Annotated in this window: 28 protein-coding genes; 5 read left to right on the forward strand and 23 right to left on the reverse strand. The window is 64.1% G+C overall.

Going from position 1 to position 26837, the window contains the following annotated elements; genetic code table 11:
* Positions 1–10: 10 nt before the first annotated feature.
* Complete coding sequence (locus KUV82_RS08555) at positions 11–2635, forward strand: ATPase (protein WP_219953882.1); 2625 nt, start codon at positions 11–13, stop codon at positions 2633–2635.
* Here the strand turns inward: KUV82_RS08555 and KUV82_RS08560 are convergent, their stop codons facing one another.
* The 22 genes from KUV82_RS08560 to KUV82_RS08665 all read right to left on the reverse strand — a co-directional run bounded on the left by KUV82_RS08560 (position 2636) and on the right by KUV82_RS08665 (position 22972).
* The gene (locus tag KUV82_RS08560; RefSeq protein ID WP_219953883.1) at positions 2636–2911 is read right to left on the reverse strand and encodes a DUF1467 family protein; all 276 of its coding nucleotides are present in this window, start codon (positions 2909–2911) and stop codon (positions 2636–2638) included.
* Between the two features lie 13 nt (positions 2912–2924).
* A complete protein-coding gene (locus tag KUV82_RS08565) occupies positions 2925–4574 on the reverse strand; it encodes a ribonuclease J (protein WP_219953884.1) in 1650 nt (549 codons plus the stop codon).
* Positions 4571–5344, reverse strand: coding sequence for a type III pantothenate kinase (locus KUV82_RS08570; RefSeq protein WP_219953885.1), 774 nt, complete (start codon positions 5342–5344; stop codon positions 4571–4573). The genes KUV82_RS08565 and KUV82_RS08570 overlap by 4 nt, the downstream gene beginning before the upstream one ends.
* A 3-nt stretch (positions 5345–5347) precedes the next feature.
* Positions 5348–6070 carry a biotin--[acetyl-CoA-carboxylase] ligase gene (locus KUV82_RS08575; protein WP_219953886.1) on the reverse strand — a complete coding sequence of 241 codons (723 nt, stop codon included), beginning with the start codon at positions 6068–6070 and terminating at the stop codon, positions 5348–5350.
* Positions 6067–7530 carry an NADH-quinone oxidoreductase subunit NuoN gene (gene nuoN / locus KUV82_RS08580; RefSeq protein WP_219953887.1) on the reverse strand — a complete coding sequence of 488 codons (1464 nt, stop codon included), beginning with the start codon at positions 7528–7530 and terminating at the stop codon, positions 6067–6069. Before nuoN ends, KUV82_RS08575 begins: the two co-directional genes overlap by 4 nt.
* The gene (locus KUV82_RS08585) at positions 7530–9077 is read right to left on the reverse strand and encodes an NADH-quinone oxidoreductase subunit M (protein WP_219953888.1); all 1548 of its coding nucleotides are present in this window, start codon (positions 9075–9077) and stop codon (positions 7530–7532) included. Before KUV82_RS08585 ends, nuoN begins: the two co-directional genes overlap by 1 nt.
* Positions 9077–11068, reverse strand: a complete 1992-nt coding sequence (gene nuoL, locus KUV82_RS08590; RefSeq protein WP_219953889.1) for an NADH-quinone oxidoreductase subunit L — start codon at positions 11066–11068, stop codon at positions 9077–9079. Before nuoL ends, KUV82_RS08585 begins: the two co-directional genes overlap by 1 nt.
* 6 nt (positions 11069–11074) lie before the next feature.
* On the reverse strand, positions 11075–11380 hold the full coding sequence (nuoK, locus tag KUV82_RS08595; protein WP_115416840.1) for an NADH-quinone oxidoreductase subunit NuoK: 306 nt from the start codon (positions 11378–11380) through the stop codon (positions 11075–11077).
* Entirely contained in the window at positions 11377–12000 is a 624-nt protein-coding gene (locus KUV82_RS08600; RefSeq protein WP_219953890.1) for an NADH-quinone oxidoreductase subunit J, read from the reverse strand. Before KUV82_RS08600 ends, nuoK begins: the two co-directional genes overlap by 4 nt.
* Before the next feature lie 27 nt (positions 12001–12027).
* The gene (gene nuoI / locus KUV82_RS08605) at positions 12028–12513 is read right to left on the reverse strand and encodes an NADH-quinone oxidoreductase subunit NuoI (protein WP_219953891.1); all 486 of its coding nucleotides are present in this window, start codon (positions 12511–12513) and stop codon (positions 12028–12030) included.
* Positions 12510–13565 carry an NADH-quinone oxidoreductase subunit NuoH gene (gene nuoH, locus KUV82_RS08610; RefSeq protein WP_219953892.1) on the reverse strand — a complete coding sequence of 352 codons (1056 nt, stop codon included), beginning with the start codon at positions 13563–13565 and terminating at the stop codon, positions 12510–12512. Before nuoH ends, nuoI begins: the two co-directional genes overlap by 4 nt.
* Positions 13562–15571, reverse strand: coding sequence for an NADH-quinone oxidoreductase subunit NuoG (gene nuoG / locus KUV82_RS08615; protein ID WP_219953893.1), 2010 nt, complete (start codon positions 15569–15571; stop codon positions 13562–13564). Before nuoG ends, nuoH begins: the two co-directional genes overlap by 4 nt.
* Positions 15571–16863, reverse strand: a complete 1293-nt coding sequence (nuoF, locus tag KUV82_RS08620; protein WP_219953894.1) for an NADH-quinone oxidoreductase subunit NuoF — start codon at positions 16861–16863, stop codon at positions 15571–15573. The genes nuoG and nuoF overlap by 1 nt, the downstream gene beginning before the upstream one ends.
* Positions 16863–17003, reverse strand: coding sequence for a hypothetical protein (locus KUV82_RS08625; RefSeq protein WP_219953895.1), 141 nt, complete (start codon positions 17001–17003; stop codon positions 16863–16865). The genes nuoF and KUV82_RS08625 overlap by 1 nt, the downstream gene beginning before the upstream one ends.
* The gene (locus KUV82_RS08630; protein WP_219953896.1) at positions 17003–17671 is read right to left on the reverse strand and encodes a complex I 24 kDa subunit family protein; all 669 of its coding nucleotides are present in this window, start codon (positions 17669–17671) and stop codon (positions 17003–17005) included. The genes KUV82_RS08625 and KUV82_RS08630 overlap by 1 nt, the downstream gene beginning before the upstream one ends.
* Entirely contained in the window at positions 17664–17843 is a 180-nt protein-coding gene (locus KUV82_RS08635; RefSeq protein WP_219953897.1) for a hypothetical protein, read from the reverse strand. The genes KUV82_RS08630 and KUV82_RS08635 overlap by 8 nt, the downstream gene beginning before the upstream one ends.
* Positions 17843–19060, reverse strand: a complete 1218-nt coding sequence (locus KUV82_RS08640; RefSeq protein ID WP_219953898.1) for an NADH-quinone oxidoreductase subunit D — start codon at positions 19058–19060, stop codon at positions 17843–17845. Before KUV82_RS08640 ends, KUV82_RS08635 begins: the two co-directional genes overlap by 1 nt.
* Positions 19057–19590, reverse strand: coding sequence for a hypothetical protein (locus KUV82_RS08645; protein WP_219953899.1), 534 nt, complete (start codon positions 19588–19590; stop codon positions 19057–19059). The genes KUV82_RS08640 and KUV82_RS08645 overlap by 4 nt, the downstream gene beginning before the upstream one ends.
* Positions 19587–20438: an NADH-quinone oxidoreductase subunit C gene (locus tag KUV82_RS08650; protein ID WP_219953900.1), complete on the reverse strand. Its 852-nt coding sequence runs from the start codon at positions 20436–20438 to the stop codon at positions 19587–19589. Before KUV82_RS08650 ends, KUV82_RS08645 begins: the two co-directional genes overlap by 4 nt.
* A gap of 11 nt (positions 20439–20449) precedes the next feature.
* On the reverse strand, positions 20450–21016 hold the full coding sequence (locus tag KUV82_RS08655; RefSeq protein WP_219953901.1) for a NuoB/complex I 20 kDa subunit family protein: 567 nt from the start codon (positions 21014–21016) through the stop codon (positions 20450–20452).
* Between the two features lies 1 nt (position 21017).
* A complete protein-coding gene (ndhC, locus tag KUV82_RS08660) occupies positions 21018–21392 on the reverse strand; it encodes an NADH-quinone oxidoreductase subunit A (protein ID WP_219953902.1) in 375 nt (124 codons plus the stop codon).
* Positions 21393–21541: 149 nt separating this feature from the next.
* On the reverse strand, positions 21542–22972 hold the full coding sequence (locus tag KUV82_RS08665; RefSeq protein ID WP_258319693.1) for a coniferyl aldehyde dehydrogenase: 1431 nt from the start codon (positions 22970–22972) through the stop codon (positions 21542–21544).
* Between the two features lie 88 nt (positions 22973–23060).
* Here KUV82_RS08665 and KUV82_RS08670 point away from each other — a divergent pair, with 88 nt between their 5' ends.
* The 3 genes from KUV82_RS08670 to KUV82_RS08680 all read left to right on the forward strand — a co-directional run bounded on the left by KUV82_RS08670 (position 23061) and on the right by KUV82_RS08680 (position 25217).
* Positions 23061–24257 carry a thiolase family protein gene (locus KUV82_RS08670; RefSeq protein ID WP_219953904.1) on the forward strand — a complete coding sequence of 399 codons (1197 nt, stop codon included), beginning with the start codon at positions 23061–23063 and terminating at the stop codon, positions 24255–24257.
* Between the two features lie 72 nt (positions 24258–24329).
* Positions 24330–24791 carry a hypothetical protein gene (locus KUV82_RS08675; RefSeq protein ID WP_219953905.1) on the forward strand — a complete coding sequence of 154 codons (462 nt, stop codon included), beginning with the start codon at positions 24330–24332 and terminating at the stop codon, positions 24789–24791.
* Between the two features lie 30 nt (positions 24792–24821).
* Entirely contained in the window at positions 24822–25217 is a 396-nt protein-coding gene (locus tag KUV82_RS08680; RefSeq protein WP_219953906.1) for a hypothetical protein, read from the forward strand.
* A 3-nt stretch (positions 25218–25220) separates the two neighbouring features.
* Here KUV82_RS08680 and KUV82_RS08685 read toward each other — a convergent pair whose 3' ends face one another.
* On the reverse strand, positions 25221–25691 hold the full coding sequence (locus KUV82_RS08685; protein ID WP_219953907.1) for an SH3 domain-containing protein: 471 nt from the start codon (positions 25689–25691) through the stop codon (positions 25221–25223).
* A gap of 111 nt (positions 25692–25802) precedes the next feature.
* Here KUV82_RS08685 and KUV82_RS08690 point away from each other — a divergent pair, with 111 nt between their 5' ends.
* On the forward strand, positions 25803–26819 hold the full coding sequence (locus tag KUV82_RS08690; protein WP_219953908.1) for a 2-hydroxyacid dehydrogenase: 1017 nt from the start codon (positions 25803–25805) through the stop codon (positions 26817–26819).
* Positions 26820–26837: the final 18 nt, after the last annotated feature.

A 26837-nucleotide genomic window follows, 5' to 3' on the forward strand; every position in this document is an offset into this window, starting at 1 on the left:
TTTTGCAGCTATGAGAAAGCGTCCCCTTATCAAGGCTGTCGATCCTTCGACCGACCAGGAACCTGCGAAAATCGATTTTTCCGAAGAGGTTATCAAAGAAACCTCGGAAGTGGACGAACTCGTCTATGAAGAGGAATGGGAAGAAGATGCACAGACCGCACGGCGGTTTGGTTGGGTCGTTCCGACGCTTGCCATCCTCGCGATAGCGGGCTGGACCGGTTTCTACGGCTGGGCCCATCAGGCCGAAATCCTTGCGCGTCCCACCCCTGCCGAATGGACTGGCCTGGTTACGCAGTGGGCTATTCCCGTGCTGCTCGTGGTGTCGCTTTGGCTGCTCGCCATGCGCAATTCCACGCGCGAGGCAAAGCGCTACGCCGAAGTCGCGCAGTCGCTCTCCGCACAGTCTGCCGAGCTCGAGACGCGGCTCGTGACCGTCAATCGCGAGCTGAGCCTCGCGCGCGAGTTCCTGGCAACGCAGACGCAGGAGCTCGATTATCTCGGGCGCACGGCCACCGATCGCCTTTCCGAACACGCTGACCGCTTGCAGTCGCTGGTTGTCGCCAATGGAGAGCAGGTCGACGCCATCGCCAGTGTCAGCGTTACAGCGTTGGAAAACATGGACAAACTGCGGGACAACCTTCCCGTGGTGGCGAATTCCGCCAAGGATGTGTCGAACCAGATCGGCGGCGCCGGCCGCGAGGCACAGGCACAGCTTGATGACCTCATTTCCGGCTTCGAACGCCTGAACGAATTCGGTGCGGCAAGCGAACGGCAGGTGGGTTCACTGCGCAAGCGGGTCGATGCCGCTCTGGAAGCCTTCTCGGCGCAGGCGGACAAGCTGGGCGATGTGGCCGAACAGCGCTTTGCCGAGTTGCGCGCCGGAAGCGATGCCTTCCGCAGCGACCTCGACAGCCGCGAAGTGGAAGCCCTCACCTCGATCCGAACGCGCTTCGAAAGCCTGCGCACCGAACTGGCCGAGACCGACGCCGCGGCCGCGCGCGAACGCGATGCCGCAATCGAAAGCCTGCGCAGCCGTCTTGATGCGGTGCGCACCGAAGCGGAAACCGCCGCGACGACCATCCGCGATGGCGAAGCCCATGCCCTCACCGCCTGGAACTCCCAGGTCGAAGCCATGCAGGAACGGCTGAGCGAGGCGGTCGCCGAGATCACCCGGATCGACGAAGCCGCCCTCGCGTCTGCACAGACCAAGCTGAAAGCGCTGTTCGAAGAGGCGCAACGCGTCGATGCCCAGCTGGTCGAGCGCAACCGTCTGTTTGATCAGGAAACCGGGCGCCGTCAGAGCGCATTCGCCGAAGCAGAGGAAAGCGCGCAGACGCGCCTGCGGGAGCGGCTCGATGCGCTGGACGAAGCCATCGCCGAACGCCGCGCGGCGCAGGCCGAGCAGCTTTCGGCCATGGCCGCCGAAGGCGACGAACTGGGCGAACGCATTGCCGCGCTTGGCACGACCTTCGAGACTATCTCCGCCCAGGGCCAGGAAGCGCGCGGCGCTCTTTCCGAAGGGGTCGAAGCGCTCAACGCGAAGCTGATCGAGAGCCGCGAGGCGCTAGACGGCACGGACATGGCGGTCTCGGCCCTGACCGACGCCAGCGTGCGCCTGCTCGAACTGATCCAGGCCAGCGCGAAGCACAGCCGCGATGACCTCCCCGTGGCCATGGAAGCGAGCGAATCGCGCCTCGCCGATATCGAGCGGCGCGCCGAAGAGGTGAAAGGCCTCCTCGAAGAGGCGAAGACAGCAGGAGAGGCGGTCACTGCGAGCATGGACAACGCCGAGGCACGTAGCCGCGAGGCAATGGCCGGTGTGGACGACTTCCAGGCTCGCTTCGGCGAGACGGCCGCGGCTCAGGTGGATGGGATCGAACGCCTGCGCGCCAGCGTGGCTGCCTTGGGCGACGAAAGCGATGCGGTATCGAAGCGCGCGCAGGGCGAACTGCGCGAGGCGATCGAAGTGCTGGAGACCAGCGCCCGCAGCGCCCTCGCCGCTATCGAAACCGAACAGGCCGATCGCATCGCAAAGATCGCGGACACCGTCGGCGAACAAAGCGCTGCCGCCATCGACAAGGCGCTGCGCGAACACACCGAAGAGGCCATCGCCACGCTGGACAAGGCCACCGAACGTTCCAGCGAAGCGGGACGGGAAATCACGCGCCAGCTGCGCGACCAGCTGGCCAAGGTCAACGAGCTCACCGGCAATCTCGAAAGCCGCATCGCGCACGCGCGTGAACGGGCGGAGGAGAATGTCGACAACGACTTCAGCCGCCGCGTTGCGCTGATCACCGAAAGCCTCAATTCAAACGCAATCGATATCGCCAAGGCGCTGTCGACCGAGGTGACCGACACGGCCTGGGCAAGCTATCTGCGCGGCGACCGCGGGATCTTCACCCGGCGCGCGGTACGCCTGCTCGACAACACCGAAGCGCGCGAGATTGCCGAGCTTTACGACAGCGACCACGATTTCCGTGAGCACGTCAGCCGATACATCCACGATTTCGAAGCGATGCTGCGGACCATGCTGTCCACCCGCGATGGCAACGCGATGAGCGTAACCCTGCTGTCGAGCGATATGGGCAAGCTCTACGTGGTACTCGCGCAGGCTCTCGAACGCCTGCGCCAGTAATTAGTTTTCGAAGCTCGGGCCCCAGAAAATGAGGTCGTCGACGGTAATCCATCCGTTGATGTAATTGAGCACGTAAACCGTGGTCACGACCGCCGAGAGGATCGCGGCGCGCATCACCAGCCTGCCCGCGCGGAATTCCACCGGCGCGCTGTCGGCCTGTCCCGGCACTTTCTCGACGCCCGCTTCGTCATGTGTGCGCACGCCGAAGGGTAGCAACACGAAGGCGCAGAAGACAAAGAACAGGAAATAGATCGCCAGGATACTGGTCCACTGCATCGCGCCGTGCTCCTTACAAATTGGGTACGATCACGCGCACCTGCGGGCGCTTGCCCGACCAGCGCTGCGCCGCGCGCCGCGTGGCAAGCCGGGCGGCTTCGTGCACGCTGGCCGCATCGCGGCGTTCGTGCCCGCGCAGCTTCTTGATCGCGGCGCGGATATCGTCGCTCGCTTCGGCAACGAAGTCTTCGTAATCTTCGTCCAGCGGCAGCCCAAGGCTGTCGATCCGCGGGTTGAGATCGCCATCAAGCGCAACGATCACCACGCCTTCGCGCATGATCCGGCGGCGCATGGCAATCGCCTCGCCATCGGCCGGGACAATCAGGTCCCCGTCGAGCACCAGGCGCCCGGAGCGCACTTCGGCAATCTTGCCCGGCGCGCCCGGCGCAAGGCGAACGATATCGCCGTTCTGCTGAACCACCTGGTCGGGAATGCCATTAGCACGCCCCAGGCGGCCCTGCTCCTGCATGTGCCGCATCTCGCCATGCACGGGCACGAGGATATCGGGCCGCAGCCAGCCATAGAGCGCCTCGAGCTCCGGCCGGCCCGGATGGCCCGATACGTGGATCATGCTCTGGCGGTCGGTAACCATGGTAATCCCGCGCGCGGCGAGCTTGTTCTGCACCGCACCGATGGAGATCTCGTTCCCCGGAATCTGGCGGCTGGAGAACAGCACCACATCGCCGCGGACCAGTTCGAGCGGGTGGTTTTCGTCCGCAATACGCGCAAGCGCCGCGCGCGGTTCGCCCTGCCCACCGGTTGCCACGATCAGCACTTCGCCGCGCGGCAGGCCCATGGCGGTGTCGAAATCGACCGGCTCGGGGAAATCGGCGAGATAGCCATTAGCCTGCGAGACCTCGATGATGCGGTCGAGCGAACGCCCAGCGACGCAAATCTGCCGGCCGGTCTCGCGCGCGACCTCACCCAATGTCTGCAGCCGCGCGACATTGCTCGCGAAAGTGGTGACCAGCACGCGCTTGCCCGAATGGCGCTGCACTTCTTCAAGCAGGCCCTTGTAGACCGCGCCTTCCGACCCGCTTGGCGCAGGGTTGAAGACATTGGTGCTGTCGCACACGAGCGCCAGCACGCCCTCGTCCCCGATCTCGGTCAGCTCTTCTTCGGTGGTGGGCTCGCCGATGATCGGGTCTTCGTCGAGCTTCCAGTCACCCGTGTGGAAGATGCGCCCGTGCGGCGTCTCGATCAGCAGGGCGTTGCCCTCCGCGATCGAGTGAGCGAGCGGCAGGTAGGTGATGCCGAACGGGCCGATATCGAAGCTGCCATGATCGTCGCTGATGACATGCAGCTCGACCTGGTCGGCGATACCCGCCTCGTCCAGCTTTCGCCGCACGAGATCCGCCGTGAAGGGAGTGGCGTAGATCGGCACAGCCAGGTCGGCGGCGAAATAAGGCACCGCGCCGATATGGTCTTCGTGCGCGTGGGTCAGCACGATGGCTTCGAGCTGGTCGGTCCGGTCCTCGATGAATTCGAGGTCGGCGAACACGAGGTCGACACCGGGATACTGGTCGCCGGAGAAGGTCATTCCGAGGTCGACCATCAGCCAGCGGCCCTGGCAGCCATAGAGATTGACGTTCATGCCAATCTCGCCCGACCCGCCGAGCGCGAGGAACAGCAGTTCGTCTTCGGGGGTGAAGTCCTTCTTCAAGCGACGCGCTCCGCAAGAATGGCAAGGCCTTCGAGCGTAAGGTCCGCGTCGACCGCGTCGAACAGCTCCGTATGCTCGTCGAACAGGATGGCGAGTCCGCCGGTCGCCACGACCTTGGCCGGACGTCCGATTTCCTTTTTCATGCGGTCAATCAGCCCTTCGATAAGGGCGACATAGCCCCAGAAAACGCCGATCAGCATCTGGTCTTCGGTGTTGCGGCCGATGACGCTGTCGCTGCCCGGTTTCTCGATCGCGATGCGCGGCAGCTTGGCAGTGTTGCCGACCAGCGCGTCGAGCGAGAGATTGATACCCGGCGCGATGATGCCGCCCTTGTAGGCGCCGTTGAAATCCACCGCGTCAAAGGTCGTCGCCGTACCGAAATCGATGACGATCAGGTCACCGTCGTATTTGGCGTGCGCGGCAAGCGTGTTGAGCGCGCGGTCGGCGCCGAGCGAACTGGGCTGCTCGATATCGAGCTCGAAACCCCACTCGGCCGCACCCTGCCCAGCGATCAGCGGCGTCACGCCGAGGTACTTTTCCGAGAGGACAGTAAGGTTGTGGATCGCGCGCGGCACCACCGAACCGATGATGACCTGCGTGATATCCGCCTTGTCGAACCCCTGGAATTCGGCGAGCTGGAGCAGCCACACGGCGTATTCGTCGCCCGTCCGTCGCGGGTCGGTGGCGATCCGCCAGCGGGCCTTGATCTCGCGCCCCTCGATCAGAGCGAATACGACATTGGTGTTCCCGACATCGGCAGCGAGCAACATGGTTCAGCTCTCCTCATTCACGAGCATGACGTCGCCCGCGTGGATGGCACGGACAGTGCCGTCCGCCAAGCGCAGCGACAGCGCGCCTTCCGCTGTCAGGCCTGCAAAGCGGCCTTCGATGCGCTCTTCACCAGGCGGATGGACGGTGAGCGCCGTACCCTGGGGATGCGCCGCGCTTTCCCAGCGGCGGATCAGCGGTTCGAGCCCGTAGGTCCGCCAGCGCTCAAGCTCCTGGTCGAAGGCCTGCGCGAGCGCCTGGGCAAACAGATCACGGTCGGGTGCCGGGCCGAGCGCGGAGAGCGCTATGGTCTTGCGATCGGGCAATTCAGGCGCTGCGGCAAGGTTGATCCCCATCCCAACGATGATCGCGTCCCCTTCCCGCTCCAGCAGGATCCCGGCGAGCTTTGCATCGCCGAGCATCAGGTCGTTGGGCCATTTGAGGCGCAGAGCGCTGGGATCGGCCAGCTGGGCGGAAACCGCTTCGAAGGCGGCAAGACCCGCGACCAGCGCCAGTGTTGCCGGATTGGGATCGCGCGGCGCGATGTGGACCGTGGTCGAGCCCATGAAATTGCCGCTGCCGTCGAACCAGGTCCGGCCCTGGCGGCCCCGCCCGGCAACCTGCCGGTCTGCGACCAGCCAGCTGCCCTCGGGCACGGCCTCGCCAGCGCGCAGCTGGGCGGCGATATCGCTGTTGGTGGAGCCGGTTTCGGCTAGGAAACGGATCACATCGCCGCGACGAAGGAAGCCGCCGCCGTCGCTGCCCAGTCACCCAGCGGCAGCGTGAGCAGGTAGCCCAGCGGCGAGATGAAGGCGACGCACAGGCCCAGCACCACCCAATGGCTCATCGGGCTTTCGTCTTCGATCTCGCGCTTGGGCTCGTCGAAGAACATCACCTTGATGAATTTGAGGTAGTAGAAGGCGCCGATGACGCTGGCGGCGATGCCGATGGCGGCAAGCGCGATCAGGTCGGCCTGCACCGCGGCCTGGAAGACCACGAACTTGCCCCAGAAGCCGAACAGCGGCGGAATGCCCGCAAGGCTGAACATGAGGGCCAGCAGCGACCAGGCCAGCGCCGGGCGCTTGGTCGAAAGGCCCGAGATATCGTCGAAGGTCTCCAGCGAGTTGCCCATCGGATCGCGCAGCATGAGCAGCGCGGTGAAGCTGCCGATCACCATGGCGACATAGATCGCAAGGTAGATCATCACCCCGGCAACACCCGCCGGCGTCGCCGCGGCAAGGCCGATCAGGATGAAACCGACATTGTTGATCGAGGAATAGGCAAGCAGACGCTTCAGGTTCTGCTGGCCGATGGCGCCGAGCGCGCCGACCACGATCGAGGCGGGCGCGGCGAAGATCACGATCTGGCGCCAGGCATCGACCTCGCCCGCGAAGGGTTCCATCGCCATGCGCACCAGCATGCCCATCGCCGCAACCTTGGGGGCGCTGGCGAAGAAAGCGGTGACCGGCGTCGGCGCGCCTTCGTAAACGTCGGGCGTCCACATGTGGAACGGCACGGCGCTGACCTTGAAGGCCAGACCCGCGAGCACGAACACCACGCCGAACAGCGCGCCGGTCGAGAAGTTGGTGTCGAAGGCGGCGCGGATGCCTTCGTAATTGGTCGAGCCGGTGAAGCCGTAGACGAGGCTCACGCCGTAAAGGATGATGCCCGAAGCAAGCGCGCCGAGGACGAAGTACTTGAGGCCCGCCTCGCTCGAACGCGTGTCGTTCTTGAGGAAGCTTGCAAGAACGTAGCTGGCGAGACTCGACATCTCGAGGCCGATGTACAGCGTCATCAGGTCGGTGGCCGAAACCATCATGCCCATGCCGACTGCGTTGAACAGCATGAGGACCGGGTATTCGCCGCGATAGGCGCCGCGCTGGTCGAAGAAGCGCGGGGTCACCACGAGCACGGCGGCGCTGGCGAGATAAATCAGAACCTTGGCGAAGCTGCCGAAGGCGTCTGCGCGGTAGAGGTCGCCAAAGGCACGGCCCGCGACTTCACCCGAAGCCTGGCCGAAGAGGTGGACGCTGAACAGCGCCGCGCCAATCAGCGAAGCGATCGTGGCTGCGGTAAGACCACGCGCGGCCTTCGGACCGCCCCAGGCAGCCACCAGCAGGAAGGCGAGGCCGAGGATCGAAAGACCGACTTCCGCGCCGGTGAGGTAAAGCGAAGTGGCGTAGGACATCAGTGCGCTCCCTCTTCACCATGGGCGGAGGCAGCGACGTAGTTCGCATTGTGCTCGCGCGGGGTACCGATCACGTTGTCGGCGTCGAAATCGGGAGCGGCGCGCGCGATGCGCGCTTCGAGTGCGGCAATGTCCTGACGCATAGGGGCAAGGAAGCTTTCCGGATAGACGCCCATCCACAGCACGGCGGCTGCGATCGGGGCGAGCATGGCCCATTCGCGGGCGTTGAGGTCGAGCATGGCCGCCGCATCGGCGTTCTTCTGCTCGCCGAACGCCACGCGGCGGTAGAGATAGAGCATGTAGGCGGCGCCCAGGATGATACCCGTGGTGCAGACCAGCGTCACCAGCGTCGAGACCTTGTAGATCCCGGCCAGCGCAAGGAATTCGCCGATGAAGTTGCTGGTGCCCGGCAGGCCGATGCTGGCCATCGTGAACAGCAGGAAGAACAGCGCGTATTTCGGCATGTTGATCGACAACCCGCCGTAGCGCGCGATCTCGCGGGTGTGCAGGCGGTCGTAGATGACGCCGACGCACAGGAACAGCGCGCCCGAGACGAGGCCATGGCCGAGCATGACCATCATCGCGCCCTCGATGCCCTGCACGTTAAAGGCGAACAGGCCGACCGTCACGATCGCCATGTGTGCGACCGAGGAATAGGCGATCAGCTTCTTCATGTCGTTCTGCACCAGCGCGACGAGCGAGGTGTAGATCACCGCGACCATCGAGAGGATGTAGACGAGCCATGCGAACTGCTCGCTCGCTTCGGGGAACATCGGCAGGCTGAAACGGATGAAGCCGTAGCCGCCGAGCTTCAGCAGGACGCCGGCAAGGATCACCGAACCGGCGGTCGGCGCCTGGACGTGCGCGTCGGGCAGCCAGGTGTGGACCGGCCACATCGGCATCTTCACCGCGAAGCTCGCGAAGAAGGCGAGCCACAGCCACGTCTGTGCCGACGGGTCGAAATCGTAGTTCAGCAGCGTCGGGATGTCGGTGGTGCCCGCTTCGTTCACCATCCACATCATCGCGATCAGCATCAGGACCGAGCCGAGCAGCGTGTAGAGGAAGAACTTATACGAAGCGTAGATGCGGTTATCGCCGCCCCACACGCCGATGATCAGGTACATCGGGATAAGGCCGGCTTCGAAGAAGATGTAGAACAGGTAGAGGTCCTGCGCGGCGAACACGCCGATCATCAGCACTTCCATCAGCAGGAAGGCGGCCATGTATTCGCCCACGCGCTTGGTGATCGCATCCCAACTGGCGAGGATGCAGATCGGCATGAGGAACACGCTGAGCATGATCAGCATGAGCGCGATGCCATCGATCCCCAGCGCGTAGCTGAAGACGGCGAAGATTTCCGCCCGCTCGACGAACTGCCACTGCGGGCCGCCGACCTCGAAGTTCATCCAGAGGAGGACGCCCAGCGCGAGGTTGAACAGGGTCACGCCCAGCGCCGTCATGCGCGCGGTCTGCGCGCCGAGGAACAGGCAGGCGATTGCGCCGGCCATCGGGACGGCGAGCATCAGGGAAAGGATGGGGAAATCCATCAGAACAGCACCCAGGTGATCGCGGCGACGAGCCCGAGGAGCATCACCAACGCATAGCTATAGAGATATCCGGTCTGGAACTTCTTGGCGCCGACAGCGCCCTTCTCGACCACCCAGGCAATGCCATTGGGGCCGAAGCGGTCGATCGTGCCGACATCGCCGAGTTTCCAGAACTGGCGCCCAAGCCAGAAGGCCGGGACCACGAAGAGGTAGTGGTAGAGTTCGTCGAAATACCACTTGTTGTAGAGGAACCGGTAGATCGGCCCGAGCTGTTCGGCCGTCTTGCCGGGCACGCTGGTGTCCTTGATGTAGGCATACCAGGCCACGAACAGGCCGAGCAGCATCACGATAAAGGCGGCGTACTTCACGAGGTACGGCACATTGTGCATCGCGTGGATCAGCGGCTCGTTGTAGAAGATCGAGCTGCCCCAGAAGGCGGCATCGTCGAGGAAGGTCGGCGCGAAGACCTGGCCCGCAAGCACCGCTCCGATCGACAGCACGCCGAGAGGGACCAGCATGCTGATCGGGCTCTCGTGCGGGTGATAGCCGCCCGTGGTGTCCTCGCCCGCCTCTTCCGGCGTCTTGTGAACGCTGTGCTGGATGTGCTCGCTCTCGATCCAGCGCGGCTTGCCCCAGAACGTGAGGAACATCAGGCGCCAGCTGTAGAAGCTGGTCAGCAGCGCTGCGAACACGCCCATCCAGAAGGCGAAATTGCCGAGCTCGGTGCCGCGCGCGAAGGCGACCTCTATGATGGCGTCCTTCGACCAGAAGCCGGCGAAGCCCACACCGAGGTGGTAGACACCCACACCGGTGATCGCGAGCGTGCCCATCATCATGGCCCAGAAAGTCAGCGGGATGTGCTTACGAAGCTCGCCGTAATACCGCATGTCCTGCTCGTGGTGCATCGCATGGATGACCGAGCCTGCGCCGAGGAACAGCAGCGCCTTGAAGAAAGCGTGCGTGAACAGGTGGAACATGGCGACGCCGTAAGCGCCCACACCCGCTGCGAAGAACATGTAGCCGAGCTGCGAACAGGTCGAATAGGCGATGACGCGCTTGATGTCCCACTGCGTCGTACCAACCGTGGCGGCGAAAATACAGGTCGCCGCGCCAACGAAGGTCACCATGGCAAGCGCGACCGGGGCCGTCTCGAACATGGGCGAGAGGCGGCAGACCATGAACACGCCTGCGGTCACCATGGTGGCCGCGTGGATCAGCGCCGAAACCGGGGTCGGGCCTTCCATCGCGTCGGGCAGCCAGGTGTGCAGGCCAAGCTGCGCCGACTTGCCCATCGCGCCGATGAACAGGAGGATGCACAGCACGTCCATCGTGTGGACGCTGTAGCCAAGGAAGCCGATGGTCGCCCCGCTCATGCCCGGCGCAGCGGCCAGGATCTCGCTGATCGAGACCGTGTCGAACACCAAGTAAGTGCCGAAAATGCCGAGCATGAAGCCAAGGTCGCCCACGCGGTTGACCACGAAGGCCTTGATCGCGGCAGCGTTGGCACTGGGCTTCCGGAACCAGAAACCGATGAGCAGGTAGGATGCGAGGCCCACGCCTTCCCAACCGAAGAACATCTGGACGAGGTTATCGGCGGTCACCAGCATCAGCATGGCGAAGGTAAAGAGCGAGAGGTAAGCGAAGAAGCGCGGCTGGTCCGGATCTTCGTCCATGTAGCCCCAGCTGTAGAGGTGGACGAGCGCCGAGACGGTGTTGATCACCACCAGCATGACCGCAGTCAGCGTGTCGACGCGCAGCGCCCAGTCGAAGGCGAGCGAGCCCGACTGCACCCACTTGAGCACCGGAACCACGGTCGGCTCGTAAGTGCCGCTCACGAAGCCAAGGAAGATCGGCCAGCTCAGCGCCGCGCTGACGAACAGCGCGCCGGTCGTGATCGACTTGGCGAACACGCTCGGGGCCGACTTGTTGACCAAGCCCGCAACGATTGCCGCAACCAGCGGCAGGAAGACGATAAGGAGGATCGGATGCACCGGAACTTATCCCTTCAGCCGGTCGACGTCGTCGACCGCGATTGTGCCGCGGCCACGGAAATAGATGACAAGGATGGCGAGCCCGACGGCCGCTTCGGCAGCGGCCACGGTGAGGACGAACATGGCAAACACCTGTCCGACCAGATCGCCGAGGAATGCGCTGAACGCCACAAGCTGCAGGTTCACGCTCAACAGGATGAGCTCGATCGCCATCAGGATGACGATGATGTTCTTCCGGTTGAGGAAGATGCCGAGCACGCCGAGCACGAACAGCAGCGCGCTGACAACGATATAGTGTTCGATGCCGATCACAGCTCGACCCCCTTGCCCACTTCGGGCTGCTTCATGACGGTCGCTTCATCCGGGTTGCGACGGTTCTGCTTGCCGATGTCCTGGTGGCCGCGCGAACCCGGCGGCTTGGGACGGTGGGTCAGCACGATGGCCCCGATCATGGCGACGAGCAGGATGATGCCGGCCGCTTCGAACAGGAAGATGTAGTCGCTGTAGAGCAGCGCGCCGATGCTGGCCGTGTTCGCCGCGTCGAGCGCCGGCGATGCCGCACCGTTGGCGATGCCCAGCTCCAGCTTGCCCGCCTGGTAGGCGCCGATGCCGAAGATCAGCTCGGCCGCCAGGATCAGCGCGATGACGATGCCCAGCGGGAAGTTCTTGATGAACCCGGCGCGCAGTTCGGCGAAGTCGATGTTCAGCATCATGACGACGAACAGGAACAGGACCGCGACCGCGCCGACGTAAACGATCAGCAACAGCATCGCGATGAATTCCGCACCCACCAGCACCATCAGGCCGCCGGCGTTGAAGAAGGCGAGGATCAGCCACAGCACCGAATGCACCGGGTTGCGCGCCATGATCACCATGACGGCGCTGGCGATGACCAGTGCTGCGAACAGGTAGAAGGCGAGAGTTTGAATCATTGGCCCCGTTTCTCGTTGGCGCGGCGGTTAGCGATAGGGCGCATCGGCTTCAAGGTTCGCGGCGATTGCCCGCTCCCACTTGTCCCCGTTGGCCAGCAGTTTCGCCTTGTCGTACAGCAGTTCCTCGCGCGTTTCCGTCGCGTATTCGAAGTTCGGTCCCTCGACCACGGCATCGACCGGGCAGGCTTCCTGGCAGAAACCGCAGTAGATGCACTTGGTCATATCGATGTCGTAGCGCGTGGTGCGGCGGCTGCCGTCTTCGCGCGGTTCGCTCTCGATCGTGATCGCCTGCGCAGGGCACACGGCCTCGCACAGCTTGCAGGCGATGCAGCGCTCTTCCCCGTTGGGATAGCGGCGCAGCGCGTGCTCGCCGCGGAAACGGGGCGAGATCGGGTTCTTCTCGAAGGGGTAGTTGATCGTAACCTTGGGCTTGAAGAAGTACTTCAGCGTGAGGGCGTGCGCCTTCACGAACTCCCACAGGGTGAACGACTTGATCAGATGCGCGACGCTCATGCGGCGGCTCCGTAGTGGCCGGTCGCCATCAGGTAACCGGAGATGACAAGGACGAAAACGAGGCTGAGCGGCAGGAAGACCTTCCAGCCCAGGCGCATCAGCTGGTCGTAGCGGTAGCGCGGAACGGTCGCCATGACCCAGCTGAACATGAAGAAGAAGAAGAACGTCTTCAGCAGGAACCAGATGATCCCGGGCACATAATACAGCGGCGCCCAGTCGATCGGAGGCAGCCAGCCACCGAAGAACAGGATCGTGTTGAGCGAGCACATCAGCAGGATGTTGGCGTATTCACCCAGCCAGAAGAGCGCGAAGCTCATCGAGCTGTATTCGGTCTGGTAGCCGGCCACGAGCTCGCTCTCCGCCTCGGTAAGGTCGAAGGGTACGCGCTGCGTTTCGGCAAGGCAGGAGATGAAGAACATCACCCAGATCGGGAAGATCAGCGGGTGCACGACATAGGCGTTGATAATACCGAGACCGAATTCCTGCTGCGCGTTGACGATGCCGGTCAGGTTGAAGGTGCCGGCAAACAGCACCACGCAGACCAGGATGAAGCCAATCGACACCTCGTAGCTGATCATCTGCGCGGCGGCGCGCATGGCCGAGAAGAACGGGTATTTCGAGTTACTCGCCCACCCGCTCATGACCACGCCGTAAACACCCAGCGAGCTGATCGCGAGGACATAGAGCAGGCCGACGTTGATATCGGCGAGCACCACGCCCGCATCGAACGGAATTACCGCCCAGGCGAGCAGCGCCACGGTAAAGGTGATGATCGGCGCGAGCAGGAAGATGCCCTTGTTCGCCGCGCTCGGGATGATGGTTTCCTGCAGGAACACCTTCAGACCGTCGGCAAAGCTCTGCAGCAGGCCGAAGGGGCCGACCACATTGGGCCCGCGGCGCAGGTTGATCGCTGCCCAGACCTTGCGGTCGACATAGATGATCATGGCCACGGCCAGCATCAGCGGCAGCGCAATCAGCAGGATGCCTGCGATCGTCGCAGTGAACCACGCAAATTCGTAGCTCATGCCGAGGGATTGGAAGAATTCGGTCATTCCGCAGCCTCCGCAAGTTCGTCGCTGCCGAGCAGTTCGGCCGAGCACTGTTGCATCACCGCGCTGGCGCGGGCGATCGGGTTGGTGAGGTAGAAGTCCTTGATCGGATAGGCTGAAATCGTGCCTTCCGCCTTGACCTTCGTGTCCGCCTTGGGCAGCGCGCCATAGTCAGCAAGGCCTTCCTCGCCCAGCGCCGGGACGGCCTTGATCATGGCGGCCTGCAGCTCGTCAAAGCTGTCGAAGCCGACTTCGACCTTCAGCGCATCGGCCAGCGCGCGCAGGATGGTCCAGTCTTCGCGCGCGTCACCCGGCGCGAATACGGCCTTTTCGGCAAACTGCACGCGGCCTTCGGTGTTGACGTAGGTGCCGTCCTTCTCGGCGAAGCTCGCGGCCGGCAGGATGATGTCAGCAGCGTGCGCGCCGCGGTCGCCGTGGTGGCCGATGTAAACCTTGAGCGCATCGGCGAAGGGTTCGAAATCCATCTCGTCCGCGCCAAGGCTGAGGACGACCTTGGGGCTCGCCTTCACGATGTCCGCCATGCCGCCCTTCTGCGCGAAGCCGAGCATCAGCCCGCCCATGCGCGCGGCGCTGAAGTGCATGACGTTGAAGCCGTTCCAGCCATCCTTCACGAGGCCGTACTTGTCGGCAAAGGCAAGACCGCCGGCGAGCGCACCCTTGGCCAGCGCAGCGCCGCCCATGATGATCGCCGGACGCTCGGCCCCCTTGAAGGCGTCGGCCGCGGCCTTGGGGAGCTTCGACAGGACCGAGAGGTCCTCGCCAAGGAATTCGGCCGGATAGGTCGTGTCCCAGCGTGGGCCGATGACGAAGACCTTTGCGCCGCGCTTCACTGCTTTGCGAATGCGCACGTTCACCAGCGGGGCTTCCCAGCGGATGTGGCTGCCCACGATCAGGATCGCGTCGGCGGTCTCGATACCCTCGAAGGTCGAGTTGAAATTGACCGCGGCAAGGTTCGACACGTCATAGTCCATGCCGGTCTGGCGGCCTTCGACCAGCGTCGAACCGCAGGCCTTGAGCAGCGCCTTGGCCGCAAACATGGTTTCGCAATCGAGCATGTCGCCTGCAACGGCGGCAATCGCCTTCCCGGGCTTTGCCTTGGCGATGGCCTTGAAAGCCTCGTCCCAGCTTGCCGGCTGCAGCTTGCCGCGCTTGCGCATGAAGACCTTGTCGAGGCGGCGCTTGGACAAGCCGTCGACCTGGTAGCGGCCCTTGTCGGACAGCCATTCCTCGTTGACCGCATCGTTGACACGCGGAAGCGCGCGCATGACTTCGCGGCCACGGCTGTCGAGGCGGATGTTCGCGCCAACCGCGTCCGAAACGTCGATGCTGAGCGTCTTCTTCAGCTCCCACGGACGCGCCTCGAAGGCGTAGGGACGGCTGGTGAGCGCGCCGACCGGGCACAGGTCGATCACATTGGCCGATAGCTCGTGCTCCGCGGCCTGCTCGAGATAGGTCGTGATCTGCATGTCCTCGCCGCGGTAAAGCGCGCCGATTTCGTCCACGCCGGCGATCTCTTCCGAGAATCGCACACAGCGGGTGCAGTGGATGCAGCGGGTCATGACCGTCTTGATCAGCGGGCCCATGTATTTCTCGGTGACGGCGCGCTTGTTCTCGTCATAGCGCGTCGCGCCGCGTCCGTAGGCAACCGACTGGTCCTGCAGGTCGCATTCGCCGCCCTGATCGCAGATCGGGCAATCGAGCGGGTGGTTGATGAGCAGGAATTCCATCACGCCTTCGCGCGCGGTCTTCACCATCTCGCTGTCGGTGCGGATTTCCTGGCCTTCGGTTGCCGGAAGCGCGCAGCTTGCCTGCGGCTTGGGCGGCCCGGGCTTCACTTCGACCAGGCACATGCGGCAGTTGCCGGCAATCGACAGCCGCTCGTGATAGCAGAAGCGCGGGATTTCCTTACCCGCAAGCTCGCAGGCCTGAAGGACGGTTGCGCCTTCGGGGACTTCGAGTTCCTGTCCGTCTACAGTGACCTTGGGCATTATTCGGCTGCCTCGGCAAACTTGGCGTTGTGTTCTTCGATCCGACGTTCGAGCTCGGGGCGGAAGTGGCGAATGAGGCCCTGGATCGGCCATGCGGCCGCGTCACCCAGCGCGCAGATGGTGTGGCCTTCGACCTGCTTGGTGACCTGCTGCAGCATGTCGATTTCCTCGATCGCAGCATCGCCGGTGCGCAGGCGCTCCATCATGCGCCACATCCATCCCGTGCCTTCGCGGCAGGGGGTGCACTGGCCGCAGCTCTCGTGCTTGTAGAAGTACGAAAGACGGCTGATGGCGCGGACGATGTCGGTCGACTTGTCCATCACGATGACGCCTGCCGTGCCGAGGCCCGAGCCCAGGTCCTTGAGACCGTCGAAATCCATCGGCGCGTCCCAGATCTGCTCTGCCGGAACCAGCGGGACCGACGAACCGCCCGGGATCACGGCGAGGAGGTTGTCCTTGCCGCCGATGATGCCGCCGCAGTGCTTTTCGATCAGCTCGCTGAACGGAATGCTGAGAGCCTCCTCGACCACGCAGGGCTTGTTCACATGGCCGCTGATCTGGAAGAGCTTGGTGCCCTTGTTGTTCTCGCGCCCGAAGCTTGCGAACCAGCTCGCGCCGCGGCGCAGGATGGTCGGGACAACGGCGATCGATTCCACGTTGTTGACCGTGGTCGGGCAGCCATAAAGGCCAGCACCTGCCGGGAACGGCGGCTTGAGGCGCGGCTGGCCCTTCTTGCCTTCGAGGCTTTCGATCATCGCGGTTTCTTCGCCGCAGATGTAGGCGCCCGCGCCGCGGTGCAGGAAGACATCGAAATCGTAGCCGGACTTCGAGGCGTTCTTGCCGATGAGGCCCGCGTTATAGGCCTCGTCGATCGCGGCCTGCAGCGTTTCAGCCTCGCGGATGTATTCGCCGCGAATGTAGATGTAGGCCGCCCTCGCCCGCATGGCATAGCCGGCGACCAGCGCGCCTTCGATCAGCTTGTGCGGATCGTGGCGGATGATCTCGCGGTCCTTGCAACTGCCGGGTTCGGATTCGTCGGCGTTGATGACGAGGAAGCTGGGACGGCCGTCCTTAGATTCCTTCGGCATGAACGACCATTTGAGGCCGGTCGGGAAGCCTGCGCCGCCGCGGCCGCGCAGGCCCGAGGCCTTGATCTCTTCGATGATATTGTCGTGGCCGCGCGCGATCAGCGACTTGGTATCATCCCAGTCGCCGCGCTGCTGCGCTGCCTTCAGCCCCCAGTCCTGGAAGCCGTAGACATTGGTGAAGATGCGATCCTTATCGGCGAGCATCAGGCGAAACTCCCCTGCGAGAGGACATAAATGACGGCGACCGCGATAAGCGCGAGCGCGGCGAATTTGACGAGGCCGACCAGCACCTTCCAGGCGATGAAGCCGACGACCAGCGCGATGAGGACGGTGGCGATATCCATCACCAGTCCTTCCGGTAATCGTGGTTGGCGTCGACCATTTCGGGCAGCGAGCTGAGCGCGTTCGCCGGCTCGCTGGTGTGACGGCCCGGTTCCTGCGTGCCCGCCTTGGGGCTCTCGCCCTTGGCCAGCGCGTCGAGCACGGCATCGAGCCGCTCGGGCGTCAGGTCTTCGTAATTGTCGTCGTTGATCTGGACCATCGGCGCGGTGGCGCAATTGCCCATGCATTCGACCTCGGTGAGGGTCCAAAGCCCGTCTTCCGAGACATGCCCCTTCTTCATGCCGCGCTTCTTGCAGGTTTCGAACAGGCCGTCCGAACCGCGCAGCATGCACGGCGTCGTGCCGCAAACCTGCACGTGATACTTACCCACCGGCTTCATGTTGTACATGAAGTAGAAGGTCGCGACTTCGAGCACGCGGATAACCGGCATATCGAGATAGTCGGCGACGTATTCGATCACCGGCAGAGGCAGCCAGCCCTGCGTTTCGGTTTCCTCGCCCACCTGGCGCTGGGCAAGGTCGAGCAGCGGCATCACGGCCGAGCGCTGGCGCCCTTCCGGATAGCGCGCAATCGCCTTGTCCGCCTTGGCGCGGTAAGCCTCGGTGAACTCGAAGCCGCCCCAGCGCTCGCGCAGCTCGGGGGTATCGGGTGCGGGGGAACGGTCAGCCATTGATCAACCTGCGTTCGAGATAGCGGCCCGCGTAAAGGCCGATGACGGCAGCGAACGCCGTCGAGAGAATTTCCTTGAGCGATGCTTCGCCGTGAAAGGCCGCCAGATAGGCCGCCACCGCCGAAGCGAACGCCGCGAATGCCGCGACGAAGATGAACAGTTCGCGCGCCATTAGCGGTCGCACTCCCCGAACACCACGTCGATCGCGCCGAGGATGGCGGTCGCGTCGGGCAGCATGTGGCCCTTCGACATGAAGTCCATCGCCTGCAGATGGCTAAAGGCCGTCGGGCGAATCTTGCAGCGATAGGGTTTGTTCGACCCGTCGCTGACGAGGTAGACGCCGAATTCGCCCTTGGGGCTTTCGGTCGCGACATAAACCTCACCGGCCGGCACGTGGAAGCCTTCGGTGTAGAGCTTGAAGTGGTGGATCAGCGCTTCCATCGACTGCTTCATCTCGCCGCGCTTGGGCGGGGAAACCTTGCGGTCGTCCGAGCAGATCGGGCCCGAAGGCATCTGCGCAAGGCACTGCTTGATGATCTTCGCGCTCTCGTAGACTTCCTTCACGCGCACCACGAAGCGGTCGTAGCAGTCCGAATTGGTGCCGACGGGAATGTCGAACTCCATCCGGTCGTAAACGTCGTAGGGCTGCGACTTGCGCAGGTCCCAGGGGATGCCGGCAGCGCGGATCATCGGGCCGGAGAAGCCCCAGGCAACCGCGTCGTCCTTGCTGACCACGGCGATATCAACGTTGCGCTGCTTGAAGATGCGGTTGTCGAGCACGAGGCTCATCGCATCGCCGAACAGTTCCGGAAGGCGCGTGTCGATCCAGTTGCCGATATCGACCAGCAGCTTTTCGGGCACGTCCTGGTGGACACCGCCCGGGCGGAAATACGCGCTGTGCATGCGCGCGCCCGACGCCCGCTCGAAGAAGTTCATGCAGTCTTCGCGCAGCTCGAACACCCACAGGTTGGGCGTCATTGCGCCGACGTCCATGACGTGCGCGCCGATGTTGAGCATGTGGTTGCAGATGCGGGTCAGCTCGGCGAACAGCACGCGCAGGTACTGGCCGCGCTCGGGCACCTCGACGTTGAGCAGCTTCTCGATCGCGAGGACGTAGCTGTATTCCTGCGCCAGCGGCGAGCAGTAGTCCAAGCGGTCGAAATACGGCAGCGCCTGCAGGTACGTCTTGTGCTCGATCAGCTTCTCAGTGCCGCGATGCAGCAGGCCGACATGCGGGTCGATGCGCTCGATGATCTCGCCGTCGAGCTCCATGACCATGCGCAGCACGCCGTGTGCTGCGGGGTGCTGGGGCCCGAAGTTGATCGTGTAGTTGGTGATGACCTCGTCACCGGTCGTCGGCGACTCTTCGAGATGCATGGCGTGGCTCATGCGCAGATCCAATTGCCGCTATAGGAATTCGTTTTGCCCGAGGCGTCGGTGACGGTGACATTGGCCGGACGGCTCTGCTGGTCACCGGCGGCCGGAGCCACGGAAATGGTAAAACCTTCGCCATTGAAGGTCGTGCCGTTCTTGATCGCGTCGAGGCCGCCGACATCCGCGTCGACCATCGTCAGGCCGTCGCCGAGACGGACCACGGCCTTGCCGGGGATCGCCTTGTCGCCGAGACCCGCTGCAATCAGCATTTCGTCGCCGCCGACCATGAGGGTGCAGCCGCCTTCGCGCGGGCCCAGGTTCACGCCGCCCACATCACCCAGCTTCTGCAGGGTGGTGAGATCGGCGCCGGCGGGCGGCGCCTCGCTGGCAACATTGGGCGCGTCCGGATCGGGCTGCGAAGGATCGAGCGCTTCGCCGCTCTGGCCGATGCGGATCGCGAAATCATCCGCGCTTTCCGGCTCGGCGGTCTCGCCCGAGCACGCCGCCAAGGCGAGCGGGAGGGAAAGAAGGATCAGCTTCTTCACTTCGTGTCCTTCCCGTCGACTTCGGTCGCTTCAGCAGTTCCGCTGGTCTTGCCCTTGCGCTTGGCGCGCGAGGGCTGGTCCTCGGTCGGCTCGGGAGCGTCCGCAGCCTTGCCGCCATCCTTCTCGGCCGGGGCATCGGCGCTGACCTTCTCGGCGGCCTTGGCATCGGTCTTCGCGCCGGCGCCCGTGTCCGAGGGCTTTTCCGTGGTCTTGGGGTCGTCGACCGGCGGAGTGTCCGCCTTCTCGTCGCCCGGAAGCACGTAATCGGCGCCTTCCCACGGGCTCATGAAATCGAACTGGCGCAGGTCCTGGGCGAGCTCGACCGGCTCGTAGACCACGCGCTTTTCATCTTCCGAATAGCGCAGCTCGTGATAGCCGGTGAGCGGGAAGTCCTTGCGGAAAGGATGGCCTTCGAAGCCGTAGTCGGTGAGGATACGGCGCAGGTCCGGATTGCCCGCAAACAGCACGCCGAACATGTCGAACACTTCGCGCTCGAGCCAGCCGGCGTTGGGCCACAGGGTGGTGACGGTCGGCACCGGCGTGTCTTCGCCGGCCGAGCACTTCACCATGATGCGGCTGTTGGTCGTCAGCGAAAGCAGCATGTAGACCACTTCGAACCGCTCTGCGCGGCTCGGGTAGTCGACGCCCGCGATTTCCATCAGCTGCTGGTAGGCGTGATCGTCGCGCAGGATGCGCAGGACGTCTTCGATGCTGTCGCGCTTGACGGTCAGCAGAAGCTCGCCGTGCTCTTCGTGCGCTTCGATGAGGTGGTCACCAAGCGCGGCCGAAAGCGTGGTCTTGAGGCCTTCGATCTGCGTGAAGCGCGGTGCGGAATGGAGAGTAGCCATCGATCCCTACCTCAACGCTCGATCGTACCGACGCGGCGGATCTTCCGCTGCAGCTGCATGACGCCGTAGAGCAGCGCTTCAGCGGTCGGCGGGCACCCGGGCACGTAGATGTCGACCGGCACGATCCGGTCGCAACCGCGCACGACGCTGTAGCTGTAGTGATAATATCCGCCGCCATTGGCGCAGCTTCCCATCGAGATGACGTATTTCGGCTCCGACATCTGGTCGTAGACCTTGCGCAGCGCCGGGGCCATCTTGTTGCACAGCGTGCCGGCAACGATCATCACGTCGCTCTGGCGCGGCGAGGCGCGCGGGGCGACGCCGAAGCGCTCCATGTCGTAGCGCGGCATGTTGACGTGGATCATCTCGACCGCGCAGCAGGCAAGGCCGAAGGTCATCCACCACAGCGAACCGGTGCGCGCCCACTGGAACAGTTCCTCGGTCGACGTGACAAGGAAACCCTTGTCGTTCACTTCGGTCTGCAGCGCGTTGAAGTAATCCGCATCCGGCTGACGCACTTCACCGCCCTGGGCGGCAGGAACGGCGTTGGGGGGCGTGATGATGGTCGAGTTGGTCATGTCAGTCCCAATCCAGAGCGCCCATCTTCCATTCGTAGGCAAGCCCGATCGCGAGGATGCCGAGGAAGATGACCATGCTGATCCAGCCGGCCCATCCGGTCACATCGAGGCTGACAGCCCAGGGGAACAGGAAGGACGCTTCGAGGTCGAACAGGAGGAACGAAATCGCCACGAGGTAGAAGCGCACGTCGAACTGGCTGCGCGCGTCCTCAAAGGCGGGAAAGCCGCACTCGTATTCCGAAAGCTTTTCCGCGTTCGGTGCGTGGGCCCCGGTCAGGCGCGATACGCCCATGGGGAGGAACACGAAGAGAGCGGAAAGGCCTGCGGCAATAAACAGGAAGATCAGGATCGGAAGGTATTGTTCGAGGTCGACCACGAATGATTCCTAGGCAGGGGCTTGGTTCGCGCCCGCCTCTAGGCCGCTCAAGGGCATGGTGCAAGGGTGCGCATGGCGCAATTCACGCACAAACCCCTGCATCCGATGCATCGGGGCCTCACGGTGGTGCAAGGCCCCTGCCCTGTGCCCTATTTCATCATGGTCTTGATGGCCTTCTCGGTCGAAGCGCCATAGGGCGGTTTGAACCCGCCCAGCTTGGCCACATCGATCTTGGGCTGAGTGTAGACGCTGCGCGCGTGGCTGAACTCGCGGAAGCCTTCCACACCGTGATAGCTGCCCATGCCCGAGGGGCCGACACCGCCGAACGGCAGGTCTTCCATCGAGACGTGGAAGATCACGTCGTTCACCGTGACGCCGCCGCTGATCGTCTTGGTGAGCACCTTCTCACGTTCGCCGGCGTCCTGACCGAAGTAGTAGAGGCCGAGCGGTCGGTCGTGCTCGTTCACATAGTCGATCGCTTCGTCGATGTGGGAGTAGGTCTTCACCGGCAGGACCGGACCGAAGATTTCCTCCTGCATCGCCTTCATGTCCTCATTGACGTTCTTGAGGATCGTCAGCGGCATCTTGCGCGCGTTGGTGTTGGAGAAGTCTTCATTGCCCGGATTGACCTCGATCACCTCGGCGCCCTTGTCGCGCGCATCGGCGACGAGTTCCTGCAGACGGTCGAAATGGCGATCGGTGACGACGCTGGCGTAGTCCTCGTTATCGAGCAGCGTGGGGTACATGTTGGCCGTACCCTGCCACACGCCATGGATTGCATCGTCCTGCTTGCTTTCCGGCACGTAGAGATAGTCGGGCGCAAGGCAGATCTGGCCTGCGTTCATCATCTTGCCCAGAGCCACACGCTCGCCCGCCTTGGCGAAATCCGCGCTCTCACCCATGAACACCGGGCTTTTGCCGCCCAGTTCGAGCGTGACGGGGACGAGGTTCTTGGAAGCAGCCTCCATGACCTTGCGGCCGGTTGCGGTCGAACCGGTGAAGATCAGATGGTCGAAGGGCAGTTCGCTAAAGGCGGCTGCGACCTCAGGCCCTCCGGTAAAGACCGCGCACTCGTCGGGCGTGAAGTATTCCTCCACCAGCTCCTTGGTCAGAAGGCTGGTCTTCTCGGTAAATTCCGAAGGCTTGATCATCGCGCGATTGCCGGCAGCGAAGATCTGCATCAGCGGGCCGAAGGCGAGATTGACGGGAAAATTCCACGGGCTGAGGATGCCGACGACGCCCTTGGGCTCGTAACGCACTTCGGCCTTCGCGCCGAGCAGGCCGAGCGGGAACTGGACGTGGCGCTTTTCCGCCCGCGCCCACTTGTCCATGTTCTTGAGGCAATATTTGCCGAAGTTCACCGTGCCGGCGATGTCGGTGATCATCGACTGGTGGGGCGAACGGTTGCCGAAATCGGCGGCCATCACCTTGCACAGGTCCTCGCCGTGGTCCTTCAGCAGCTTCATCGCGCGCTCGATGCGGTCCTTGCGCAGCGCCATGGGTTCGGGACGCATCTGATGGTGGGCCGCGCGCTGTTTGCGCAGAATGGCTTCCATTTCCATCTTGCGATTATCCGCCATCGTATTCTCCCTTTGTGTATGTTGCGTCGCAGCGACGCGCATCCTATCTCGACGGCGAGATATTCCAGAACCGAAGGACTTGCACAAGATGACCCAGTTCAGCGCAGCCGATCCCGTTGTGATCCTGTCGTACGCCCGCACCCCCATGGGCGGCATGCAGGGCGCCCTCGCCGATGTCTCGGCGACTGATCTCGGCGGCGTTGCCGTGAAGGCTGCGGTCGAGCGTTCGGGCGTCGCTCCCGAAAGCTTTGACCGGACCTACATGGGCTGCGTCCTTCCCGCAGGCCTCGGCCAGGCGCCGGCCCGCCAGGCCTCGATCAAGGGCGGCCTGCCCAAGTCGGTGCAGGCAACCACGGTCAACAAGGTCTGCGGCAGCGGGATGCAGACGGTCATCATGGGCGCCGAAGCGTTGGCCAGCGGCACGATCGACTATGTCGTTGCCGGCGGCATGGAGAGCATGACTAACGCACCGTACCTGCTGAAAAAGCACCGCTCGGGCGCGCGCCTCGGCCATGACACGACCTATGACCACATGTTCCTCGACGGCCTCGAAGACGCCTATGAGGAAGGCCGCGCCATGGGCACCTTCGCGCAGGACACGGCGAACGAATACCAGCTCACCCGCGAGCAGATGGACGACTATTCGATCGAATCGCTGCGCCGCGCCAACGCCGCCATCGAAAGCGGCGCCTTTGCCGACGAAGTGGTCCCGGTCACCTTCTCGACCCGCCGCGGCGATGTAACGGTCGAGCATGACGAGCAGCCCGGCAAGGGCCGCCCGGACAAGATCCCGCAGCTGCGCCCGGCTTTCGCCAAGGACGGCACGATCACCGCAGCGACCTCCTCCTCGATCTCCGACGGCGCAGCCGCCGTGGTCCTGACCCGCGAAAGCGTCGCCAAGGCCAACGGTCAGGAACCCGTGGCGAAGATCGTCGCCATGGCCGCCCACGCACAGGAGCCTAGCGAGTTCACCGTCGCTCCCGTCGGTGCCATCACCAAGGTTCTGGAAAAGGCCGGCTGGTCGGCCGACGATGTCGACCTTTGGGAAGTGAACGAGGCCTTTGCCTGCGTCGCCATGTTCGCCATGCGCGACATCGGTATCCCGCATGAGAAGATCAACGTGAACGGCGGCGGCACCGCTCTTGGCCACCCGATCGGCGCCAGCGGCACCCGCATCATCGTCACCCTGCTCAACGCTCTCAAGGCGCAGGGCAAGAAGCGCGGCGTGGCGAGCCTGTGCATCGGCGGCGGCGAAGCCACCGCGGTTGCCGTCGAACTGCCCTAGTCTTCTCCGTAAAATCCGGGCATTCTCTCTCCCGCGCGGCGCATCGGCGCTGCGCGAGGAGGAGGAGCCCTTTTGCGAACACTCGTTACCCTTGCCGCCCTGGCTACGCTGACGGCCTGCGGATCCGAAGCGGCCGAGGACGCCGCTCCCGACACCACGGAAGCCGGGGAGGAGATCACCCTCGGCAGCACCGCGATGGGTGATATCGCCGGCACATACGAGATCACGCTTTCCGACGGCAGCGTGGCTCTCCAGACAATCAACGAAGACGGCACCTACGCGGACACCACGAGCGACGGGACGCGCACGGGCGGCGGGACATGGCGCGTGGGCGATGCCGGCGCGATGTGCTTCGATCCCGAAGGCGACGATCCGGAAGAATGCTACGCTGGCGGCGAACCGGGCGAGAACGGCGCGTTCGAAGTGCTCGGCTCCGACGGCAGCGTGACCTCGAGCGTGCGCAAAATCGAAGCGGACGAAGGCGCCGAGGCGGAAGAGCCGGCTGAAGAGGCGGAGACCGCCCCCGGGCAGTAAGGTGCCGATTTAAGGAAGAGGGAGAGAGACATGAAGATGGGCCAACTGACCCTTGTCGCAAGCGTGGCGTTCCTGGCTGCTTGCGGCGGACCGCAGGAAGCGGCACCGGAAGAGCCCGAGGAAGGGTCGCCCGCTGCCTACGTAATGGGGCCCGGCACCTACGCGATCGGCAGCGATGAAATCGCCTATGCGACGACCGAGGTCAAAACGGACGGCACCTATGTCGACAAAGACGCCGAGGGCACGGTTGTTGGCCAGGGCACCTGGCGCGACGAGCGCGGCAAGGCCTGTTTCGATCCCGAAGGCGATGGTCCGGAAGAGCAGGAGCGCTGCTGGGTCAATTCCGAGCTTCAGGAAGACGGCAGCTTCATCTCGACCATGGACGATGGCAGCATGAGCTACACGATCCGCCCGCTCCCGGAATAACAGCTAGGGCGCGCCGACGCCCCACAACCGCTCTTCGCGGACATAGCCGCGTCGGTTATCGACCGAGAGCGCGCACCAACCCGCCTCGCACTCGCCCAGCGCGCCAACAACGCCGGGCTCGAGCCGCCATTTGATCGCAGCCCCTTCCGCGCCCGCTTCGCGCATCTCGGCAAGCCCTTCGCCGATCACGATCGCGCCGCGATCGGGGCTCAGCAGCCGGGCCACCACCCAGCCCTGCGCGCCGTCGGGATCCTCGATCAGCCGCCAGCCTTCCATCAGGCGCACGACTTTGATCGGCAGGCCGGGCCGCTTGTAGACCCAGTCGATCTTGTAATCGGGACTGGGCCCCACGCGCATGTTGAGCTCACTCGCGCGGATGGTCGCCCAGTAGGGCGCCTCGCGATCCTGCGCCTGCGCAGCCGTGGCGAGGACGGCGAGGAAGATAACCGAAAGAGCGATGAGCCGTACGACCATGGAGCGTGATTTTCCGGAAACCGCGAGCGCAGTCAACGCTCTTGCGACCACTCATCCCTATGTGCGAATCCTTGACCGCGCCCCTTGGCCCGGCCTAGCGGTCTTTCCTGCATGGAAAGCCCCGACACACGCCCCGCCAAACGCCTCGATCGCACGCCGCGCGTCTTCGTGACGCGCCACCTGATGCCCAGTGTCGAGGAGCGCATGGGCGAGCTGTTCGACGTACAGCTCAACACCAGCGATACCCCGCTCACGCGCGACCAGCTGGTCGAAGCTATGCAGGGCTGCGACGTCCTCGTTCCCACCGTTACCGACCGTATCGATGCAGACATGATCGCGGGCGCGGGCAAGGATCTCGGCCTGATTGCGAATTTTGGCGCCGGGACCGAGCATCTCGACCTCGACGCAGCGGCGAAACGCGGCATGCTGGTGACCAACACGCCGGGTGTCTTCACCGACGATACGGCGGACCTCACCATGGCCGGGATCATCGGCGTCCCGCGCCGTGTACGCGAAGGGGTCGAGCTGATCCGCAGCGGCGAATGGACCGGATGGACGCCGACCGCCCTGCTTGGCACCAAGCTTGCCGGCAAGGTGCTCGGCATTGTCGGCATGGGACGTATCGGACAGGCGGTCGCGCACCGCGCCCGCGCCTTCGGCCTGGAAATCGCCTATCACAACCGCAAGCGCCTGCCCGAAGCGGTCGAGCGCATGTTTCAGGCCCGCTATGTCGACAGCCTGGATGCGCTGATGGGCGAAGCGGACATCCTCACCCTGCACTGCCCCGCTGGGCCCAATACGCATCACATGATCGACGCGCGCCGCATCGCCCTGATGAAAGACGGTGCGAGTTTCATCAACACCGCGCGCGGTGACCTCGTCGAACAGGAGGCGCTGATCGCAGCGCTGGAGAGTGGCAAGCTCGCCGGCGCCGGGCTCGATGTCTATCCGGACGAGCCCAATGTCGATCCCCGCCTGATCCGCCATCCGAACGTCATGACCCTGCCCCACATCGGCAGCGCCACGCGCGAGGGGCGCGCGGAATCGGGCATGAAGGTCATCGCCAACATTCGCATGTGGGCCGACGGTCACCGGCCGCCCGACCAGGTGCTGACCGGCCTCGGCTGAGCCTTCCCTGCGCGAAGG

It is taken from the genome of Qipengyuania flava (assembly GCF_019448255.1).
Lineage (GTDB): Bacteria > Pseudomonadota > Alphaproteobacteria > Sphingomonadales > Sphingomonadaceae > Qipengyuania > Qipengyuania flava_A.

Coding starts and splice junctions, on each gene's coding strand:
- KUV82_RS08555 (WP_219953882.1), top strand. CDS start 11: ATGAGAAAGCGTCCCCTTATCAAGGCTGTCGATCCTTCGACCGACCAG.
- KUV82_RS08560 (WP_219953883.1), bottom strand. CDS start 2,911: ATGCAGTGGACCAGTATCCTGGCGATCTATTTCCTGTTCTTTGTCTTC.
- KUV82_RS08570 (WP_219953885.1), bottom strand. CDS start 5,344: ATGTTGCTCGCTGCCGATGTCGGGAACACCAATGTCGTATTCGCTCTG.
- nuoN (WP_219953887.1), bottom strand. CDS start 7,530: ATGTCCTACGCCACTTCGCTTTACCTCACCGGCGCGGAAGTCGGTCTT.
- KUV82_RS08585 (WP_219953888.1), bottom strand. CDS start 9,077: ATGGATTTCCCCATCCTTTCCCTGATGCTCGCCGTCCCGATGGCCGGC.
- KUV82_RS08600 (WP_219953890.1), bottom strand. CDS start 12,000: ATGATTCAAACTCTCGCCTTCTACCTGTTCGCAGCACTGGTCATCGCC.
- nuoI (WP_219953891.1), bottom strand. CDS start 12,513: ATGAGCGTCGCGCATCTGATCAAGTCGTTCACCCTGTGGGAGTTCGTG.
- nuoH (WP_219953892.1), bottom strand. CDS start 13,565: ATGACCGAATTCTTCCAATCCCTCGGCATGAGCTACGAATTTGCGTGG.
- nuoG (WP_219953893.1), bottom strand. CDS start 15,571: ATGCCCAAGGTCACTGTAGACGGACAGGAACTCGAAGTCCCCGAAGGC.
- nuoF (WP_219953894.1), bottom strand. CDS start 16,863: ATGCTCGCCGATAAGGATCGCATCTTCACCAATGTCTACGGCTTCCAG.
- KUV82_RS08625 (WP_219953895.1), bottom strand. CDS start 17,003: ATGGATATCGCCACCGTCCTCATCGCGCTGGTCGTCGGCTTCATCGCC.
- KUV82_RS08630 (WP_219953896.1), bottom strand. CDS start 17,671: ATGGCTGACCGTTCCCCCGCACCCGATACCCCCGAGCTGCGCGAGCGC.
- KUV82_RS08635 (WP_219953897.1), bottom strand. CDS start 17,843: ATGGCGCGCGAACTGTTCATCTTCGTCGCGGCATTCGCGGCGTTCGCT.
- KUV82_RS08640 (WP_219953898.1), bottom strand. CDS start 19,060: ATGAGCCACGCCATGCATCTCGAAGAGTCGCCGACGACCGGTGACGAG.
- KUV82_RS08650 (WP_219953900.1), bottom strand. CDS start 20,438: ATGGCTACTCTCCATTCCGCACCGCGCTTCACGCAGATCGAAGGCCTC.
- KUV82_RS08655 (WP_219953901.1), bottom strand. CDS start 21,016: ATGACCAACTCGACCATCATCACGCCCCCCAACGCCGTTCCTGCCGCC.
- KUV82_RS08665 (WP_258319693.1), bottom strand. CDS start 22,972: ATGGCGGATAATCGCAAGATGGAAATGGAAGCCATTCTGCGCAAACAG.
- KUV82_RS08670 (WP_219953904.1), top strand. CDS start 23,061: ATGACCCAGTTCAGCGCAGCCGATCCCGTTGTGATCCTGTCGTACGCC.
- KUV82_RS08680 (WP_219953906.1), top strand. CDS start 24,822: ATGAAGATGGGCCAACTGACCCTTGTCGCAAGCGTGGCGTTCCTGGCT.
- KUV82_RS08685 (WP_219953907.1), bottom strand. CDS start 25,691: ATGGTCGTACGGCTCATCGCTCTTTCGGTTATCTTCCTCGCCGTCCTC.
- KUV82_RS08690 (WP_219953908.1), top strand. CDS start 25,803: ATGGAAAGCCCCGACACACGCCCCGCCAAACGCCTCGATCGCACGCCG.